The sequence below is a fragment of the Actinomadura sp. NPDC047616 genome (assembly GCF_040642915.1).
GTDB classification, from domain to species: Bacteria; Actinomycetota; Actinomycetes; order Streptosporangiales; family Streptosporangiaceae; genus Spirillospora; species Spirillospora miaoliensis.
The window spans coordinates 162,075-180,535 of the sequence record NZ_JBEYTB010000002.1 but is presented as its reverse complement, the minus strand read 5'-3'; the positions used below and the strand labels follow the sequence as shown (position 1 = coordinate 180,535).

Below are 18,461 nucleotides of genomic sequence, written 5' to 3'. Positions count from 1 at the left end.
CGTTTGAGCAAGCACGACGGCGCCGGCGTCAGCCGCCGGCGTTTCATCCAGTACACGGCCGTGACGGGGGCGAGCGCGGCCGTGGCGCTGAACTCGCCGCTGGGCGGCGCGGGCACCGCGCGGGCGGGCGCCGGCGCCCCGTCGTTCGCGGCGTTCGCCCGGCCGGACGCCGCGGTCCGGCCGCGGTTCCGCTGGTGGTGGCCGGACGGGCTGGTCGACCCGGCGGAGATCCGGCGGGAGATCGACCAGATCGCCGCCGCCGGGTTCGGCGGCGCGGAGATCGTCGCCGTGCACCACAGCATCCGCGACAAGTCCGTCCTGGACCCCGAGGGCCACGGCTGGGGCACCCCGGCGTGGAACGCGGGCGTCGAGGCCGCCCTCGACCAGGCGCGCAGGCGCGGCATCACCGTCGACCTGACGATCGGCCCGGCCTGGCCCGCGGCCGTCCCGACGATCACCCCCGACAGCCCGGCCGCCGTGCAGGAGCTGGCGCACGGCAGCGCCACCGTGACCGGCGGGCAGACCTACAGCGGCCCCGTGCCCGAGCCCGTCGCCGCAGCCGAGGAGGACGTGCACGTCCGGCATCTGGTGGCCGTGCACGCCGCCCGCGTCGACACCGCCAACTCCACGCGCATCGAGACGGGCCTGGCCCGCGACTCGTTCACGGACCTCACCGCCACGGTCCGGGACGGGCGGATCGAGTGGACGGCCCCCGGCGACGGGTCGTGGGTGCTGCTGTCGTACTGGCGGCGCGGCAGCGGGCAGCGTCCCGAGTCCGGCCCGCACTCGGCGCCCGACTGCGCGGTGGTCGACCACTTCAGCCCTGCGGGGACCAAGGCGGTCATCGACTTCTGGGAGTCGACGCTGCTGACCAAGCGGATCCGCAAGCTGATCAGGCAGGCGGGCGGCACGCTGTTCGAGGACTCCATCGAGCTGGAGACCCAGGCGCTGAACTGGACGCCGGACCTGCCCGAGGAGTTCGCCCGCCGCCGCGGCTACCCGCTGTGGCCGTACCTGCCGGTGATCGTGCAGTGCAAGGAGCGGACGCTCTACTCCTACGAGCCCGAGATCACCCGGCAGGCCCGGCACGACTTCTGGCTCACGGTGTCGGACCTGTTCAACGAGCACCACTTCGCCGCGCTCACCGAGTGGGCGCACTCGATCGGCCTGCAGTTCCGCGCCCAGCCGTACGGGCTGCAGACCGACGCGATCGAGACCGCGGCGATCATCGACGTGCCGGAGGGCGAGTCGCTGGGCTTCAAGAACCTGGACGACTACCGCGTCCTGGCCGGGGGCCGCGACATGGCGGGCCGCAAGATCCTGTCGTGCGAGGCGGGGGCGTACCAGGGCGGCGCCTACAACACCACCTGGGACAAGCTGCTGCGCACCATGGGCGGGGCGTACGCGGCCGGGCTCAACCAGACGGTCCTGCACGGCTTCTCGTACGCGACCGCTCCGGGTGTGGCGTGGCCGGGCTTCGCCGGGTTCACCCCCTACAACGGGGGGATCGGGTACGCCGAGTCGTGGGGGCCGCGCCAGCCGACCTGGCGGCACGCCCCCGACATCGCCGCCTACCTGGGCCGCGTCCACCACGTGATGCAGTCCGGGACGAACCGCATCGACATCGCCGTGTTCCGGCAGAAGGGCTACAGCAAGACCGGTATCGGCGCGGGCTGGTTCACCGGCACGGGCGTGCCGCTGGGGTGGACGCACCAGTTCATCAGCGCCGCCACCCTGGAACTGCCCAGCGCCACGGTGTCGGGCGGCAGGCTCGCCCCCAAGGGCCCCGCCTACAAGGCGGTCTTCGTGGAGGCCGACCGCTTCTCCTCGGGCGACCGCACGATCCCGGTGAGGTCGGCCGAGAAGCTGCTGCGCCTCACCAAGGCGGGGCTGCCGATCGTGTTCCTGGGGGACTGGTCGGCCGCGACCGTCCCGGGCGTGCCGAAGGCGGGGGAGAACGAGCGGCTGCGCGCCGTCCTCAAGGAGCTGTTCGCCCAGCCCAAGGTCCGCGTCGTCGCCGCGGACACCGAGGTGCCGGGCGCGCTGGCCGCGCTGGGCGTCGAGCCGGACGTCAAGTACGCCCAGAGCTCCACCCTGCTCAACGGGCACCGCGTCGCCGGCGACGTCGACTACTACTACCTGTGCAACGGCAAGCACGCCGAGACGGTCAAGCCCCCGGTGGCCGCCATCGACCACCAGGTCACCCTCACGCGCGCCGACCGGCGCGCCGTGCCGTTCCGTCTCGACCCCTGGACGGGCGAGGCCGAGCGGATCGCCGTCTACACCGAGGACGGCGACAAGGTGACCGTGCGGGTCGCCCTGCAGCCCAGCGAGACCACCGTCATCGCCCTGGGCCGCCCCGGCACCGGCGTTCCGCACGCCACGCGCACCGACGCGGGCGAGGTGCGCTACGACGGCGGCCGTCTCGTCGTCCGCTCCACCGAGCCCGGCGCCTACACCACCACGCTGTCCACCGGCCGCACCGTCTCCACCACGGTCGGGGAGCTGCCGGCGGCCCTCACCCTCACCTCCTGGAAACTCCAGGTGGAGGACTGGCGCCCGGGCAGGACGGCGACCGAGACCGCCGTGACCCGGCGGGAGGTGGACCTGGACGGCCTCAAGGCGTGGCCGGACATCCCCGAGCTGGCGGACGTGTCCGGCGTCGGCCGGTACCGCACCACCGTCCAGCTCGACAGGAAGTGGTCCGACGGCGCCTGCGCCGGGGCCTACCTGGAGCTCGGCAAGGTCTTCGACACCAGCCGCGTGATCGTCAACGGGCGGGTCCTGCCGCCGGTCGACCTGATGAACCCCGTCGTGGACGTCGGCCCCCACCTGCGGCAGGGCGCCAACACCATCGAGGTGGAGGTCGCGACGACGCTCAACAACCGGCTGCGGGTGTCCGACCCGGACGTCTACGGCAAGGCGTCCCGGCAGGCCTACGGGCTGATCGGGCCGGTGCGGCTCGTCCCGTACGGCGAGGCGCCGGTCCGCTGACCCCCGGGATCAGCTGACCACCTGAAATCAAGTGCGGGAGGGCGATGCCCCCGCCCTCCCGCACGGTGAACCCCCCTCAACCCTCTGATTGCGAGGAATTCATGCTGCACAGCGTAGCCAGGCGACGCCATGCCAGAACCACGGCCGCCCTCGCCGTGGCCGCCGTGACGGTGCCGCTCACCCTCACCGCCCCGCCCGCCACAGCCGCCGCCCAGAACGGGCAGGGGGCGCGGCCGTGGGACGCCTACAACCTGTCGCCCACGTCCCGCACCCTGCGTCCGGTCGCCGTACACACCACCAACGGCACGGTCGCCAACGCGCAGAACGTGCTGTCGGGGCGCCGCACCACGCTCACCGGGGCGGGCTCCTACGTCACCCTCGACTTCGGCAAGGACGTCACGGGCCTGACCACCGTGAGCTTCGCCTCCTCCCGGGGGGCGCAACGGGTCGGGCTGGCGTTCTCCGAGTCGTCGGAGTACGTCGGTGTCACCAGCGACGCCTCGACCGGCGGCCCGCGCAGCCGCGACGGGGCCCTCAGCGTCGACGTCAACGGCGAGACCACCTACACGACCCCCGCCAAGTACCTGCGCGGCGGCTTCCGCTACCTGACGGTGTTCCTGGAGTCCGCCGGAAGCGTCGACCTGGACGGCGTGTCCGTGCACTACACGGCCGCGCCCAAGATGAAGAACCCCGCCGGCTACGCCAACTACTTCTACTCCAGCGACGACCTGCTCAACAGGATCTGGTACGCGGGCGCCTACACCATCCAGCTCAACACCATCTCGCCCAAGACCGGCCGCATCTGGGAGGCCCCTGCCGCGCTGTGGGACAACACCGGGGACATCGGGGTCGGCGACACGATCCTGGTGGACGGCGCCAAGCGCGACCGTACGGTGTGGCCCGGCGACCTGGGCATCGAGGTGCCGGCGGCGTACGCGGCGTTCAACGACACCGAGTCGGCCCGCAACGCCCTCACCACCGTCTACCAGCACCAGCGCGACACCGGTGAGCTGCCCTACGCCGGGCCGGAGCTGAACAAGTACGGCTCGGACACCTACCACCTGTGGACGCTCGCGGCCACGTGGGACTACTACCTCTACACCGGCGACCGCGCCTGGCTGGCCACCGTCTGGGACGCCTACCGCAAGGCCGTCGACTACACCGGCGCCAAGCTCAGCCAGCGCGGCCTGGTGTCCATCACCGGGACGTCCGACTCGGTGCGGATCCTGCCCAAGGGCGAGAACCTGACCGCCAACGTGCTGCTGTGGCGGGTGCTCACCACGGGGTCGCAGCTCGCCCAGGTGCAGAAGGACACGGCCCTGGCCGCGTCCTACACCCAGCGGGCCGAGGCGCTGCGCACCGCCATCAACACCCACCTGTGGGACGAGACCGCCGGGGCCTACAAGCAGTACCCCGACTCCACGGTCCACCCCCAGGACGGCAACTCCCTGGCCGTCTGGTACGGCATGGCCGACACCGCCAAGGCCCGCCGCATCAGCACCGACCTGACCGGCAACTGGAACTCCATCACCAGCACCGCCCCCGAGAACAAGGGCAACCCCGGCGTGTTCTCCGGGTCGATGGAGGTCAACGCCCACTTCGCCGCCGGCGGACGGGCCGCCGACCAGGCCGGGGTGGACATCATCCGCCGCCAGTGGGGCTACATGCTCAACCACCCCCAGGGCACGCGCAGCACCTTCTGGGAGTCGTTCCGCAACCTGGAGGACGGCTGCGTCTTCTGCAGCTCCTACGTCAGCCTCGCCCACGCCTGGGCCACCGGCCCCACGCCCGCCCTCACCAACTACGTGCTGGGCCTGCGCCCCACCTCACCCGGGGGACGGTCGTTCGACTTCGTCCCGCACACGGCCGACCTGCGGTTCGCCCAGGGCCGCCTGACCACCACGCGCGGCGCGGTGGACGCGTCCTGGACGGTCGCCAACGGCACCTACACCGCGCGCCTGACCGCGCCCCCCGGAGCGGCGGGCCGCGCGGGCGTGCCGACGTTCGGCACCCGCATGAAGGTCTATCTGGACGGCCGCCTGGTCTGGGACGGCAACAAGGCCAGAGGAAACCAGGCCTACAGCGACGGCGAGTACGTCTACGTCAAGAACCTGCACGGCACCCACACGATCCGGGGTGAGCGGGCGTGAACGCAGGGGTGAGCCGCCGCGCCTTCCTGGGCACGGCCGGCGCGACCGCCACCGCGGCGGTCGTCGCGCGTCCCGCGTCCGCCGCCGCGGAGACCACCGCCGAGACCACCGCCGCCAAGGGGCACGCCCGCCGCGCGCCCGTCCTGTCGCCGTTCCCCCTGTCGGCGGTCACGCTGCTGGACGGCCCGTTCCGCGACAACATGGCGCGCACCTGCGCCTACCTGAAGTTCATCGACGTCGACCGGCTGCTGCACACGTTCCGCCTGAACGTGGGCCTGCCGTCGTCGGCCGAACCGTGCGGCGGCTGGGAGGCGCCCGACATCCAGCTGCGCGGCCACTCCACCGGCCACCTGCTGTCGGCGCTGGCGCAGGCGCACGCCGGCACCGGCGACGACGCCTACGCCGCCAAGGCCCGTCACCTGGTCGCCGAACTGGCCAAGTGCCAGGCGGCGGCGCCGTCGGCGGGATACTCGCGCGGCTACCTGTCGGCGTTCGAGGAGCAGGTCTTCGACCGCCTGGAGGCGGGGGAGAAGCCGTGGGCGCCGTACTACACCATCCACAAGATCATGGCGGGGCTGCTCGACCAGTACCGGCTGAGCGGCAACCGGCAGGCCCTGGACGTGGTGACCGGCATGGCGTCGTGGGTCGCCGCCCGCACGGCCAAGCTCGGCACCGACCGCATGCAGGCGCTGCTGCGGGTGGAGTTCGGCGGGATGAACGACGTGCTCGCCGAGCTGTACCTGGTCACCGGTGACCCCGAGCACCTGCGCGCGGCCCGCCGTTTCGACCACGAGGAGATCTTCGGCCCGCTCGCCGACCGCCGCGACACGCTGAACGGCTACCACGCCAACACCCAGATCCCCAAGATCGTCGGTGCGGTGCGCGAGTACGAGGCGACCGGCGAGTCCCGCTACCGCGCCATCGCCGCGTTCTTCTGGGACACCGTGGTCAACGACCACACCTACGTCATCGGCGGGAACAGCAACGAGGAGTTCTTCGGCCCGCCCGGCGAGCTGGTGAGCCGCCTCAGCGACGTCACCTGCGAGAACTGCAACTCCTACAACATGCTCAAGCTGACGCGGTCGCTGTTCCTGCACGACCCCGCCAAAGCGCCGTACATGGACTACTACGAGTGGACTCTGCGGCGGCCGGGCGAGGATCAGGGTGAACGGTAGGGCCGTGCCGGTGACCGCGCGTCCCGGCACGTACGCCACCATCGAGCGGCGCTGGCGCAAGGGCGACGTGGTCGAGCTGACGACGCCGATGACGCCCGTCTGGCGCAAGGCGCCCGACAACCCCTACATCCAGGCCGTCACCCACGGGCCCGTCGTGCTGGCGGGAGGCTATGGCGACACGGAGCTCAACACCTTCCCCGCCATCGACCCGCGTTCCCTCCGCCGCGACGGCGACCCGCTGCGATACACGGTGCGCGCCGACGGCGCCGAGGTGAAGCTGAGCCCGTTCTCCGAGATCCACCACCAGCGCTACAACGTCTACTGGCTCACCCCGGCCCCGCGCGGCCGCCGGCGGCTGGTGGCGCACTACCCGCTCGACGGCACGGCCGAGGAGGCCACGGGACGCCGGCCCGACGTCGCCCTCGCCCAGGGCGCCACCTGGGCCGACGACGGCTCGGCGGCGGTCCTCGACGGCACGGGCGGGCACGTCGTCCTGCCCCGCGGCCTCATCACGGGACTGGCCGAACTCACCGTCGCCCTGTGGGTGCACGCCGACGCGATCACCAACAACGCCCGGGTCTTCGACCTCGGCTTCAACCGGCGCACGTTCTTCTACGTCAACTCGCGCACCGGATCGGGCCGCGCCCGCTTCTCCATGAAGACGTACGGCATGGACGGCGAGGACTACGTCGACGCGTCCGGCGCGCTTCCCGCCGGACGCTGGGTCCACGTCGCGGTGACCGTGAACCGCGACGCGGCCGTCCTGTACCTGGACGGCGCCGAGACCGGACGCAAGGACGGCCCGGTCATGAGCCCCCTCGCGCTCGGCGCCACGTCCCAGAACTTCCTCGGCCGGTCGCAGGACACCCGCCACCCGTTCCTGCGGGGCCGGGTGCGCGACTTCCGCGTCTACGACCACGCCCTGACCGCGGCGGCCGTCGCCGCGCTGCACTCCGAGACCCAGGGAGCCTGACGTGCGCATTCCCCTCATGGCCCGTCCCGTCGCCGCCGCCGTGGCGCTGAGCCTGGTGACCTGGGGGCCGGCCCCGTCCTCGCTCGCCGACTCCGCCGTGACGGCCGCCGGCGCCACCGGGCTGCGCGCCGCCGACCTGACCACCGCCCTCGGCATCGACGACGCCACCCCGCCGCTCACCTGGCGGCTGCGCGCCGCCGGCCGCGGCGTCACCCAGACCGCCTACCAGATCCAGGCCGCCACCAGCCCCGACCTGCTGCGCCGCGGCCGCCCCGACCTGTGGGACACCGGAAAGGTGGGCTCCGCCGCCCAGCGCGTCGACTACGCCGGCAAGACGGTCGCCGGCCGCACCCGGGTGCACTGGCGGATGCGCGTGTGGACCGGCGGACGCGCCTCGGCCTGGTCGTCGCCGTCCTGGTTCGAGACGGGCCTGGCGCCCGCCGACTGGTCGGCGTCCTGGATCACCCACCCGGACTGGCGCTTCAAGGAGAAGCGGCCCACGCCCATCGCGGTCAAGCTGCCCAGGACGACCGCCCGCCACGTCCGCGTCGACGTCACCAAGCTGGGCCTGCCCCTGGTGGAGAACCTGCCGGACAAGACGTGGCGCCTGCAGCTCGCCGAGATCGAGGTGCGCGACTCGGCCGCCCCGGACACCAACCTGGCCGCCGGGACGACCGTCACCTCGTCCGACACCAGCGGGCAGGTCAACCGGCAGTGGCTGCCCCGGTACCTCACCGACGGCACCCAGACCAGCAACCAGGAGTTCGCGGGCTGGTCCAGCTCCGCCCACACCACGGCCGACGTGTCCGGGAAGCCGATCACCCTCACCGTCGACCTGAAGTCGGCGCGCGCCTTCGACCAGATCCTGCTGTACCCGCGCACCGACCGGCCCGCCGACACCGGCGAGGTGCCCTACGCGCCGGTCGACTTCACCGTCTCGGCGTCCGACGCCGCCGACGGCCCGCACACGCGCCTGGCAGCGGTCACCGGGCAGAAGCCGCCGCAGTCGCCCGTGCCCGTGGCGATGCCGCAGTTCGCCAAGGACTTCACCCTGCCGCGCAACGCGCGCAGCGCCCGCCTCTACATCAGCGGCCTGGGCGTCTACGAGGTCAGGCTGAACGGCAGGCGGGTCGGCGACGCCGTCCTGGAACCGGCCAACACCGACTTCGAGGACCGCGTCCAGTACGCCACCTACGACGTGACGAAGATGCTGCGCCGGGGCGCCAACGCGATCAGCGTGGAACTCGGCAACGGCGCCGCCAACGTCATCTCCACCGCCGACCGCTACCGCAAGTTCGCCCGCACCACCAGCGACCCCAAGCTCACCGCGCAGCTTGAGGTCACCCTGGACGACGGCCGCGAGGTCCGCGTCACCAGCGGCGCGGACTGGCGGACCACCCTCGGCCCCACCACCTTCTCCAACTGGTACGGGGGAGAGGACTACGACGCCCGCCGCCGGACGCCGAACTGGGACCGTCCCGGCGCGGCCCGTCCCGGCTGGCGTCCAGCCGTCACCGTCGACTCGCCCACCAGGGCGCTCAGCGGACGCGTCGCCGAACCCGTCCGGATCATCGAGACCCTGCCGGGCAGGCTCGTCGGCGAGGGCGACGGCTACAAGGTGTTCGACGTGGGACGCAACATCGCCGGCTGGCCCGAGATCACCGTCAGGGCCCCCAAGGGCACCAGCGTGCGCGTCCTCCCGGCCGAATCGCTCAAGGACGGCCGCGTCTACCAGCTCAAGAGCAACGTCGGCGCCCCCGTCTGGGACCAGTACACGACGGGAAGCGCGGCCGAGGAGACCTGGCACCCGCGTTTCAGCTACCACGGCTTCCGCTACCTGGAGGTGCGCGGCCTGCCGGAGGACGCCACCATCTCCGTGCGGGGCCACGTCCTGCACACCGACAACGCCTCGGCCGGGTCGTTCACGTCCTCGAACGCCCTCATCAACGGCATCCACGGGCTGATCCGCCGCGCCATCGAGGGCAACATGATGAGCGTCTTCACCGACTGCCCGAGCCGCGAGAAGCTCGGCTGGCTGGAGCAGACGCACCTGGTCGGCGACACCCTCGCCGCCAACTACGACGTGCACAGCCTGCTGCGCAAGGTGGTGCGGGACATGGCCGACGGCCAGACCGACACCGGGCTGATCCCCTCCACCGTGCCCGACTACGTCACCCTCGCGGGCTCGTACCGCGACGACGCCAACTGGGGCGGCGCGTTCGTCGTCGTGCCGTGGCAGCTGTACCGCGCCTACGGCGACACCGAGACGATGCGCGCCCACTACCCGGCGATGCAGCGCTACCTGGCGCACCTGGAGACGCGCGTCCAGGACGGCGTCACCGACTACACCCTCGGCGACTGGATCACCCCGGACCGCACGTTCCCGAAGATGGTGTCGGCCACCTACGGGTACTGGCGCGTCCTGGACACCCTCGCCAAGATCGCCGACACGCTCGGCAAGCCGGAGGACGCCGCGGCCTACCGCGCCAAGGCGGCGCAGTCGCAGCGGGCGCTGTGGGAGCGGCAGTACGACGCGTCCACCGGGAAGTTCGGCGGCGGCGGCCAGGGCGCCACGGCCCTCGCCCTCGACATGGGCGCCGTCCCGGCCGAGCACAGGCAGCGGATGCTCGACCAGCTCGTCGGGAGCATCGAGCAGGCGGGCTGGCACCTGCTGCTGGGCGAGATCTCCCTGCCCGCCGCGTTCCGGGTGCTGTCGGAGAACGGCCGTGACGACGTCGTCTACAAGATCGCCACGCGGACGGACAGCCCCAGCTACGGCTACCAGGTCGTCCACGGCAACACCGCGCTCGGCGAGATGTGGGACGGCGGCAGCGGCCAGTCGCAGAACCACTTCATGCTGGGCACGATCGACTCCTGGTTCACCAGCCGCCTGGCCGGGCTGGACCAGGCGCCCGGCTCGGTCGGCTTCCGCAAGCTGCTGGTCAAGCCGTCCGTCGTCGGCGACCTGACCGGCGCCTCCGCCACCCGGCAGACCCCGTACGGCGAGGCCCGCACGTCCTGGACCAAGGAGGACGGGCGGATCACCCTCACGGTCACCGTCCCGCCGAACAGCACCGCGGAGGTGCACGTCCCCGGCGGCCCGACCCGCACCGTGGGATCGGGCACGTGGACCTTCCACGGCACCGCCTCGTAGGCGACTGACGAACTGAGGAACTGAGGACGGGACGCGCCGGGAGGGCCCACCCCCTGCCCTCCCGGCGCGTCCCGTCACGACGGCGAGGCGCTGCCGACCGGCTTCGCCTCCGGTTCCGCCTCCGCTCCCGGCGCGCTCGCGGCCGGCTCCCGGCGACGCGGTGTCATGCCCAGCGCGGCGACCGCCGCCACCAGCATGAACACGCCGGCCGTCAGCCAGGCGCGCACGAACGCGTCATGCGCCTCGGCGTACCCGCGGGGAGTGCCGAGCACCGCCACCGCCAGGCTCACGCCCAGCACGGCGCCGATCTGCCGGCTCATGTTCACCAGCGCGCTGCCCGTCGCGAAGCGGTGCTCGGGCAGGTCCTCGGTCGCCGTCGACAGGATCGTGGGCAGGGCCAGGCCCACGCCGATCCCGCCGACGAGCCAGCCGGGCAGCAGCGCCGTCAGGTACCGGGGGTCGGCGACGAGACCGTCGGCGATCATCGCCACCCCCGCCGCGCACAGCAGGCAGCCGGCGGCCGTCACCACGCCGGCCGGGACCCGCCTGGCGATCAGCCGCCCGGCGACCAGCGCGAAGACCGGGACCATCAGCGGCCCCGGCGCGACGCCCAGGCCCGTCCGGATCGCCGAGTAGCCCCAGACCTGCTGCATCCACAGCACCCCGATCAGCAGGTTGGCGGCGAACGCCACGCTGAACAGCAGCACGGCCGCGTTCGACCAGGCGAAGGCGCGCACGGCCAGCAGGGACGGCTCGATCACCGGCGCGGGATGGCGCCGCGTGCGCGCCCAGAACGCGGCCAGCACCAGCGCGGACGCCGCCAGCGCCAGCGCGACCCGCCCGCCCGGCCAGTCGTCGACCTCCACCAGCCCGAGGGCCAGCAGACTGATCGAGACGGCCAGCAGGGCCGCGCCCGGCAGGTCGGGGACGCGGGCGGCGGCGCCGTCCCGCGAGTCCGGCACCAGCCGCAGCGTCAGCACGGTCGCCAGCACCCCGATCGGCACGTTGACCTCGAACACCCAGCGCCACGAGGCGTCCACCAGCACCCCGCCGACCGCCGGGCCGGCCGCGGCGGCCAGCGCCGAGGACGCCGACCAGATCCGCACCGGACCGGCCCGGCGTCCCGGCGGGAACACCGACAGCAGCAGCCCGAGGCCGGTCGGCACCAGGGCCGCCGCGCCCGCGGCCTGCACGACGCGGAACGCGACCAGCCACCACAGCGACGGCGCCGCCGCGCACGCCTGGGAGGCGACGGTGAACACGACGAGGCCGGCGACGAGCACCGTCCTGCGGCCGTAGCGGTCGGCCAGCCTGCCCAGCGGGACCAGCAGCGCGGCGAAGACGATCGTGTAGCCGTTGAGCACCCACGACAGGTCGGCCGGCGACTCCCCGGCGAAGTCGCGGCCGATGTCCTCGAAGGCCACGTTGACGATGAACAGGTCGAGACCGGCCATGAAGGAGGCGACGCACAGCACCGCGAGCACCGCCCGCGCACGGACCTGACTTTGGTTCGCCATAGTCAGGGACGGTACGCCGAGAGCTGACTTCGGTCAACGCTAGCCAGCCTGCTCGGTCGGCATATACTCGCCAAGGTGACGATCACGCTCGCGGGGACCTTCGCCGACCGCTCCACCTGGTCGATGCAGAACTGCCCGGTCGCGCGGACGCTGTCCGCGCTGGGCCCGCCGTCGGCCGTGCTGGTGCTCAGCGAGGCGTACTTCGGCACCAGCCGGTTCGGCGACTTCGTGCGCAACCTCGGCATGACCGAGTCGGCCGTCACCGCCCGGCTCCAGCACCTGGTCAAAGCCGGGCTGCTCAGCAGGAAGCCGTACCGGGAGCCCGGGCAGCGCACCCGCTACGAGTACCACCTCACCCAGATGGGCCTGGACCTCGCGCCCACCCTGGTGAGCCTGATGGAGTGGGGCGAGCGGTACCTGCCGCACGAGGAGGGGCCGCAGGTCGCCCTCACGCACTCCGGGTGCGGCCAGGCCGTCACGGCGCAGGTGCGCTGCGCGTCCGGGCACGACGTCCCGGTCAACGAGATCGTCATGCGCCCGCCCTGGCAGGCCCCGGAGGACGACGCGTCCCCAGGCGGCCTCTAGGACGGCGAGATGCGGGCGGGGTCCGACCCCGTCCGCCACTGGCGGGGCGGCGGGGGCGTCCCGGCCAGCCGCAGCGCGTGCTCGACCAGCCCCACCAGCACCTCCTTGGCCGACCCGCGCCGCCGCGCGTCGCACAGGATCACCGGCACGTGCGGGTCGATGTCCAGGGCGGCGCGGATCTCCGGCGGCTCGTACCGGTCGGCGCCGTCGAAGCAGTTGACCGCCACCACGAACGGCGTGCCGCGGCGCTCGAAGTAGTCGATCGAGGCGAAGCTGGCCGCCAGCCGCCGGGTGTCGGCCAGCACCACCGCGCCGAGCGCCCCGCGCGACAGCTCCTTCCACATGAACCAGAACCGCTCCTGGCCGGGCGTGCCGAACAGGTAGATCGCCACGCCGTCGCGCAGCGTGATGCGGCCGAAGTCCATCGCCACGGTCGTCGTGGCCTTGGCCGCCACGCCGTCCAGGTCGTCGACGCCGATGCCGACGTCGGTGAGCGCCTCCTCGGTGCGCAGCGGGCGGATCTCGCTGACCGCGCCGACGAGGGTCGTCTTGCCCACCCCGAACCCGCCGGCCACCAGGATCTTCAGCGCGACGCGCGGGCCGTCGCCGCCCGGCCGCTCCTCCGGCGGCCCGGCGCCCGGCGGCGGCCCGGCGCCCGGCGGCGGCCCGGCGGGCGGGGGCGGTCCGGCGGCCGGGCCGCCCGGCGGCTCAGAGCGCGCGGATTCCATCGAGGACCCTCCTGAGCAGGTTCGGATCGGTGTGGGGGGCGGCCGGGGCGGACCAGCGCTGGACGCCCAGCAGACCCGCCTGGATCAGGTCGTCGGCCAGCACCCGGACCACGCCGAGCGGCAGGTCCAGGTCGGAGGCCAGGTCGGCGACCGTGTACGGGCGGCGGCACAGCGCCAGCAGGCGGCGCCGCTCGCGCGACAGGCGCTCCGGCTCGGCGGGCGCCGCGCCCGTCGCGACCAGGATGGTGACCAGGTCCAGCGGCTCGCCGTGCGGGCGGGTCCGGCCGCGGGTCACCGCGTAGGGGCGGACGATCGGCCCGGCGGCCTCGTCGAGCCACCGCTCCCCGCCCGGACCGGGGAGGCCGCCGGGGGCGCTGCGGTCCACGCCCGCTCACCCGGATCCCGGCCCCGGGCCCGTTCCCCGTCCGTCCTGTCCTCGTCCGTTCTGGCGCAGCCCGGTGGACAGCTGCCGGCCGACCCGCTTGACCAGCATCGTCATCTCGTAGGCGACCAGGCCCGCGTTGGCGCCCGCGTCGCTGAGCAGGGCCAGGCAGCTGTTCGCCCCGGCCGGGACGACGAAGAACAGCCCCTTGTCCATCTCGACGATCGTCTGCCGGATCTCGCCCGCGTCCAGATGCGGCCCGGCCCCGACCGCCAGGCTGTGGAACCCGGACGCCAGCGCGGCCAGGTACTCGGCGTCCTCGCGGCCCACGTCCCGGGACGCCCCCATCACCAGCCCGTCGCGGGACAGGACGACGACCTTGCGGACCGGCGGCACCCGGTCCACCAGATCGTCCAGAAGAAAGCCCAGCTGGGCCGCCACTTCCTGCTGCGTCATGGTGACGTTCCCCTTTCCTGCCGGTGGTCCGGCCCCTCGTCCTCGTCCCGGCCGCGCAGCCAGCCCGCCTGCAGGGACGCGAACAGCTCCCGCGACGCCTCGGCCGACCGCCGCTCCCACGCCGCCAGCGGGTCCTCGCCCTGCGGCGTGGGCGCCGCGAGCGGGCCGTCGTCGTCCTCGCGCAGCTGCGGCGCCAGGTTCGCCTGCCGCACGCGGCGCGGCAGCGGTGCGCGTCCGCCGGAACCGCCCGCGCCGTTCGACGCGCCCGTGCCCTCCTGGTAGGGCGGCGGCGGAGCGGCCGCGTGGCCCGGATTCGTGGCGTCGAAGGTGACGGCACCCTCGAACGACGGCGGGGCGTCGGACGGCGGCCCCGTCCCCGACCCCCAGGTGTCGACGGCGGGCGGCGCGTTCAGCATCGCCGTGGACGGGGGCGTCGGCGGCGACCAGGCACCCGGCGGGACGTCCGCGCCGCCGCCGTCGCGGGGCGGGCGCGGCGGTTGCTGGGGCGCCGCGGGCCGCTGGGGCGCCGGTCGCGGGCCCGCCGTCGGGACCGCCTCGTCCTCGGACTGCTCCACGTTCACGATCAGCGTGCGCGGGATCAGCACGACCGCGCTGACACCGCCGTACAGCGACGGCTGCAGCGCGACCCGGATGCCGTGCCGCCCGGCCAGCCGCCCGACGACGAACAGGCCGAGCCGGTCGGTGACGGCCAGGTCGAACTCGGGGGGCCGCGCCAGCCGCAGGTTGAGCGCGTCCAGCTCGGACTGGTCCAGCCCGATGCCGCGGTCGATGACGTCGACCGCGAACCCGTTGGCGCCCATCTCGCCGCGCACCAGCACCTCGGTCGGCGCGGGCGAGAACACCGTGGCGTTCTCGATCAGCTCGGCCAGCAGGTGGACGACGTCGGCGACCACCTCCCCGATCAGCGCGGCGCCGGCCGACACCACGACCACCTCGACGCGGGTGTAGTCCTCCACCTCGGCGACGGCGGCGCGCAGCACGTCCTCGACGTGCACGGGCCTGCTCCAGCCGCGCGCCGGGGTCGCGCCGGACAGGATGACCAGGCCCTCGGCGTGGCGGCGCATGCGGGTGGTCAGGTGGTCCAGGCGGAACAGGTCCGCCAGCACCTCCGGGTCGGACGTGCGGCGCTCCATCTCGTCCAGCATGTGCAGCTGGCGGTGCAGCAGCGACTGGCTGCGCCAGGCGACGTTGAGGAACACCCGGCTGATGCCCTGCCGCAGGTACGCCTCCCGCACGGCGGTGTCGATCGCGGTGTACTGCACCTCGGTGAACGCCTCGCCGACCCGCGACACCTCCCTGGTCCTGCCGATCACCAGCGGCGGCGCCTCGGCCTCGACGTCCACCTCCTCGCCGCGGCGCAGCCGCGCCACCACGCGCGGCAGGCGGTCGGTCGCCAGGTCGAGCGCGGCCCGCTGCAGGCCGCGCAGCTCCCGCGACAGCCCCCGCGCCGCCAGCAGCGACAGCACGACGGAGGCGACCACCGCGAGCAGGCCGAACCCGCCCGCCAGCACCAGCCGCCGCACGATCCGGTCGCCGATCGGCTCGGCCAGGTCGTTCAGGGCCGCGCTGGACTGGGTGAGCCGCTGCTCCCAGACCCGCGACAGCTGCGTCGTGGTCGCCCGCCAGGACGCGGCCTCCGCCGGCAGCCGCCCGCCCGAGGAGTTGACGACGGCCGTCTCGGCGGCCCGGTACCGCCGGTACTCGGGGGAGTCGGCCAGTTGTTGCAGCGGCGCGCGGGTGGCGCCGTCCAGGTCCGCCAGCCCGGCCTCGAACTCACGCCGCCCCGCCGCCGCCCACTGCACGAACGCCAGGTGCTCGGCCGCGGTCAGCCGCCCGTCGCGCAGCTGCGCCGCCGCGATCAGCGCGTCCTCGCGCAGCATGTAGGCGCGCGCGTTGCCCATGCCGATCAGTGCCCGGCCCTGCTCGAAGATGGCCAGGTCGTTCACCAGCACCAGGTCGCTGAACACCTGGATGACCTTGTCCAGGACGGCGCTGTAGTCGTCGATGACCTCCAGCACGCCCGCGTCGCCGGCGTCGACACGGCTCCGGTACTGCGGCAGCCGGTCCAGCCACCGCAGCGCCTCCGCCAGGCGCTGCTCGGTCTCGGGCTTGGCGGCGTCGGTCGCGTCCTGGGACAGGGCGCTGCTGCGGAAGACCTGCTGGACGGCGTTCACCCGGGCCCGCTGCGCGCCGAGCCGCTGGCGGGACTGCGCGTCGCGGCCGCTCATCGCGACGACGCTCAGCGAACGCTCCTGCTGGAGCTGGTTCACCAGATAAAGGCCCGGCTGGACGATCTTCTCGTACGTCGTCGAGAAATCGTATTTGTCGAACGCGGGGCCCAGCGTGAGATTCGCGGCGAAGACCCACAACGCGATCAGCGACGCCAGCGGAACCACGAGCAGCGCCGTGATCCGCAGGCGTATCGGACGCTTCCGGCGGCCCTTGCGGGCGGATTTCCGAGCGTCCTCGCGGGCGGCCCCGCCCCTTTCCGGGTCGCTGTCCGCGGCGTCGTCCGGCGCGGCGGCCCCGGACGGGAAGGACACCGGACCGTCGGTGGCCATCACCTCACCCCCCGTCCGCGGCGTCGTCCGTGGCCCCGTCCGGGGCTCCGTCCGTGGCGGCCCGCGCGACCAGGGAGCGCAGCCGTTCGGTGATCAACGCCACCGCCTCCCGATGGCCGCGCTCGGCCCGCTCCCGAGTGGTGTACCGGCCGATGTCGGCGTGCATCGACAGGTCGGATACAAGTGTCTGCCATAGCAGTGGCCTTCCGTTCGCCGCCAATCCCAGATCGGTCACGGTGAACCATGTGGAGACGACAACGACGACCGGCCCGACGCGAACGACGTCCTGTGCGAGCAGGCGCGCGTTCGTGTCGAGCAGAAGCCGTTGCGCCTCGTCCGCCGTGGCGGGTCTCCCGTCCGCCCGGTACCAGTCCACGGACATTGACATCCCCATCGCTGCCGATTCAGCCGTCTGCGCCCCGTATCTGACGAACCGTAAATAGGCATGTAAACCCGCATGGCGTTTCCGTTCCGGGAATGGCGGTTCGTGTGGTGAGCCCGAGGGCGGGCGAGGGTGCGCGGGTGCCCGGCGCCGGGCCGGTTCGGCGCCGGGTCAGGCGAATCCGGTGTCCGGCCAGGCGCGGATCTCGCACCAGACCGACTTGCCGGAGGAGGTCTGCTCGGTGCCGTGCCGGTCCGCGATGGCCGCCACCAGGAACCAGCCGCGGCCCGTCTCCTCCAGCAGGTCGGCGTGGCGGGCCCGCGGGACGGAGGGGCTCGGGTCGTGGACCTCGATCCGCAGCCGGGCGCCGACCCGCAGCAGCCGCAGGCGCAGCGCGCCGCCGTCGTGGTCGTCACTGTCGCCGCCGTCGCCGTCGCCGTCGCGGGTCGCGGCGGCGTGGCGCACGGCGTTGGTGACCAGCTCCGACACCAGCACCTCGGCGTCCTGGCGGACGTGGGGGGCGGGGCCGGCGGCCTCGATCAGAAGGGCCCGGCTGAAGCCGCGGGCCCGGGGAACGGACGCGCTCGTCGCGCGCAGGCCCAGCTCGCCCAGCAGGACGCGGGCGGCACTGGGGAAGGGGGACGGAGACGGGGACGCGGGGGGAACCGGCAGCGTGACGGTCGCCGGGGGCGGCGCCTCCACGCCCGGTCGCGGGGGGTCGCTACTTCGTCGTTCGATGGTGCGGTGGTCGCCTGACATGGTGGACGCCTCCCAGGGCGGGGCGCGGAGGGGACGGCACGGTCATCCGCCCTCCTCGGTACGGGCCGCGGTGCGTTCGCGCAGGAGCCGGGCGGTGCTCCGGAACCACTCGTGGTTCTCCTGCTCGAACCGCAGGCCTCGCAGGCAGGTGAGATACGGGCCGATCGGGGAGCCCTGCCGCAGGTAGGTCTCCTCGTCCATGTCGCCGCGCAGGCGCTGGAGGGTGCGCTGGAAGATCTCGATCTTCGCGGCCGAGACCTCGGCGCGTTCCTCCAGCTGGGCGATCACGGGTGCGGCGGAGATGTGGTCCACGGCCTGCACCATGACCAGCAGGTTCTCGCGGATGATCCCCGGCTTGGCCGCGGTGGCGGCGAACCGTTCCAACTCGCGCAGCCCGGCCGGCGTGACGGTGTAGACCCGCTTGTTGGGACGGTCGTGCTGGATGACGCGCCGTCCGCTGATCAGCCCCTCGGTCTCCAGCTTGGCCAGCTCGGCGTAGAGCTGCTGCGGCACGGCGTGCCAGAAGTTCGAGACCGACACATCGAAGATCTTGGCGAGCTGGTAGCCGCTGTACTCGCCGTCGAGCAGCGCCGCGAGCACCGCGTGACGTAGCGCCATGGCCCA

At 73.4% G+C, this 18,461-nt stretch carries 14 protein-coding genes; 6 read left to right on the top strand and 8 right to left on the bottom strand.

Annotation, left to right across the window (positions count from 1 at the left end; genetic code table 11):
- Nucleotides 1-3: 3 nt before the first annotated feature.
- From ABZ801_RS05135 to ABZ801_RS05115, 5 genes are all read left to right on the top strand, one after another.
- Nucleotides 4-2,994, top strand: coding sequence for a glycosyl hydrolase (locus ABZ801_RS05135; RefSeq protein WP_360693076.1), 2,991 nt, complete (start codon nt 4-6; stop codon nt 2,992-2,994).
- A gap of 101 nt (nt 2,995-3,095) precedes the next feature.
- A complete protein-coding gene (locus ABZ801_RS05130; protein ID WP_360693073.1) occupies nt 3,096-5,144 on the top strand; it encodes a trehalase family glycosidase in 2,049 nt (682 codons plus the stop codon).
- A complete protein-coding gene (locus ABZ801_RS05125) occupies nt 5,141-6,319 on the top strand; it encodes a beta-L-arabinofuranosidase domain-containing protein (RefSeq protein ID WP_360693070.1) in 1,179 nt (392 codons plus the stop codon). The genes ABZ801_RS05130 and ABZ801_RS05125 overlap by 4 nt, the downstream gene beginning before the upstream one ends.
- A complete protein-coding gene (locus ABZ801_RS05120; RefSeq protein ID WP_360693067.1) occupies nt 6,309-7,292 on the top strand; it encodes a LamG-like jellyroll fold domain-containing protein in 984 nt (327 codons plus the stop codon). The genes ABZ801_RS05125 and ABZ801_RS05120 overlap by 11 nt, the downstream gene beginning before the upstream one ends.
- Before the next feature lies 1 nt (nt 7,293).
- Entirely contained in the window at nt 7,294-10,446 is a 3,153-nt protein-coding gene (locus tag ABZ801_RS05115) for a family 78 glycoside hydrolase catalytic domain (protein WP_360693064.1), read from the top strand.
- A 74-nt stretch (nt 10,447-10,520) separates the two neighbouring features.
- On the opposite strand, the gene ABZ801_RS05110 is transcribed toward ABZ801_RS05115, so the two are convergent.
- The gene (locus ABZ801_RS05110) at nt 10,521-11,963 is read right to left on the bottom strand and encodes an MFS transporter (protein WP_360693061.1); all 1,443 of its coding nucleotides are present in this window, start codon (nt 11,961-11,963) and stop codon (nt 10,521-10,523) included.
- A gap of 75 nt (nt 11,964-12,038) precedes the next feature.
- Between ABZ801_RS05110 and ABZ801_RS05105 the strand changes: the two genes are divergently transcribed.
- A complete protein-coding gene (locus tag ABZ801_RS05105; protein WP_360693058.1) occupies nt 12,039-12,548 on the top strand; it encodes a helix-turn-helix domain-containing protein in 510 nt (169 codons plus the stop codon).
- On the opposite strand, the gene ABZ801_RS05100 is transcribed toward ABZ801_RS05105, so the two are convergent.
- From ABZ801_RS05100 to ABZ801_RS05070, 7 genes are all read right to left on the bottom strand, one after another.
- Nucleotides 12,545-13,276, bottom strand: a complete 732-nt coding sequence (locus ABZ801_RS05100; protein ID WP_360693055.1) for an ATP/GTP-binding protein — start codon at nt 13,274-13,276, stop codon at nt 12,545-12,547. The genes ABZ801_RS05105 and ABZ801_RS05100 overlap by 4 nt on opposite strands.
- Entirely contained in the window at nt 13,257-13,661 is a 405-nt protein-coding gene (locus ABZ801_RS05095; protein WP_344957959.1) for a DUF742 domain-containing protein, read from the bottom strand. The genes ABZ801_RS05100 and ABZ801_RS05095 overlap by 20 nt, the downstream gene beginning before the upstream one ends.
- 6 nt (nt 13,662-13,667) lie before the next feature.
- Nucleotides 13,668-14,114 carry a roadblock/LC7 domain-containing protein gene (locus tag ABZ801_RS05090; protein ID WP_344957961.1) on the bottom strand — a complete coding sequence of 149 codons (447 nt, stop codon included), beginning with the start codon at nt 14,112-14,114 and terminating at the stop codon, nt 13,668-13,670.
- The gene (locus ABZ801_RS05085; protein ID WP_360693050.1) at nt 14,111-16,696 is read right to left on the bottom strand and encodes a nitrate- and nitrite sensing domain-containing protein; all 2,586 of its coding nucleotides are present in this window, start codon (nt 16,694-16,696) and stop codon (nt 14,111-14,113) included. The genes ABZ801_RS05090 and ABZ801_RS05085 overlap by 4 nt, the downstream gene beginning before the upstream one ends.
- Before the next feature lie 4 nt (nt 16,697-16,700).
- Nucleotides 16,701-17,078, bottom strand: a complete 378-nt coding sequence (locus tag ABZ801_RS05080; RefSeq protein WP_360693047.1) for a hypothetical protein — start codon at nt 17,076-17,078, stop codon at nt 16,701-16,703.
- A 171-nt stretch (nt 17,079-17,249) separates the two neighbouring features.
- Nucleotides 17,250-17,837 carry an ATP-binding protein gene (locus ABZ801_RS05075; RefSeq protein WP_360693044.1) on the bottom strand — a complete coding sequence of 196 codons (588 nt, stop codon included), beginning with the start codon at nt 17,835-17,837 and terminating at the stop codon, nt 17,250-17,252.
- A gap of 42 nt (nt 17,838-17,879) precedes the next feature.
- Nucleotides 17,880-18,455, bottom strand: coding sequence for a PadR family transcriptional regulator (locus ABZ801_RS05070; protein WP_360693041.1), 576 nt, complete (start codon nt 18,453-18,455; stop codon nt 17,880-17,882).
- Between the last annotated feature and the right edge of the window lie 6 nt (nt 18,456-18,461).

Bases quoted from the DNA above. Each gene is read 5' to 3' on its own strand.
- ABZ801_RS05075 (WP_360693044.1), bottom strand. From the start codon at position 17,837: ATGTCAGGCGACCACCGCACCATCGAACGACGAAGTAGCGACCCCCCG.
- ABZ801_RS05080 (WP_360693047.1), bottom strand. From the start codon at position 17,078: ATGTCCGTGGACTGGTACCGGGCGGACGGGAGACCCGCCACGGCGGAC.
- ABZ801_RS05090 (WP_344957961.1), bottom strand. From the start codon at position 14,114: ATGACGCAGCAGGAAGTGGCGGCCCAGCTGGGCTTTCTTCTGGACGAT.
- ABZ801_RS05100 (WP_360693055.1), bottom strand. From the start codon at position 13,276: ATGGAATCCGCGCGCTCTGAGCCGCCGGGCGGCCCGGCCGCCGGACCG.
- ABZ801_RS05070 (WP_360693041.1), bottom strand. From the start codon at position 18,455: ATGGCGCTACGTCACGCGGTGCTCGCGGCGCTGCTCGACGGCGAGTAC.
- ABZ801_RS05085 (WP_360693050.1), bottom strand. From the start codon at position 16,696: ATGGCCACCGACGGTCCGGTGTCCTTCCCGTCCGGGGCCGCCGCGCCG.
- ABZ801_RS05130 (WP_360693073.1), top strand. From the start codon at position 3,096: ATGCTGCACAGCGTAGCCAGGCGACGCCATGCCAGAACCACGGCCGCC.
- ABZ801_RS05110 (WP_360693061.1), bottom strand. From the start codon at position 11,963: ATGGCGAACCAAAGTCAGGTCCGTGCGCGGGCGGTGCTCGCGGTGCTG.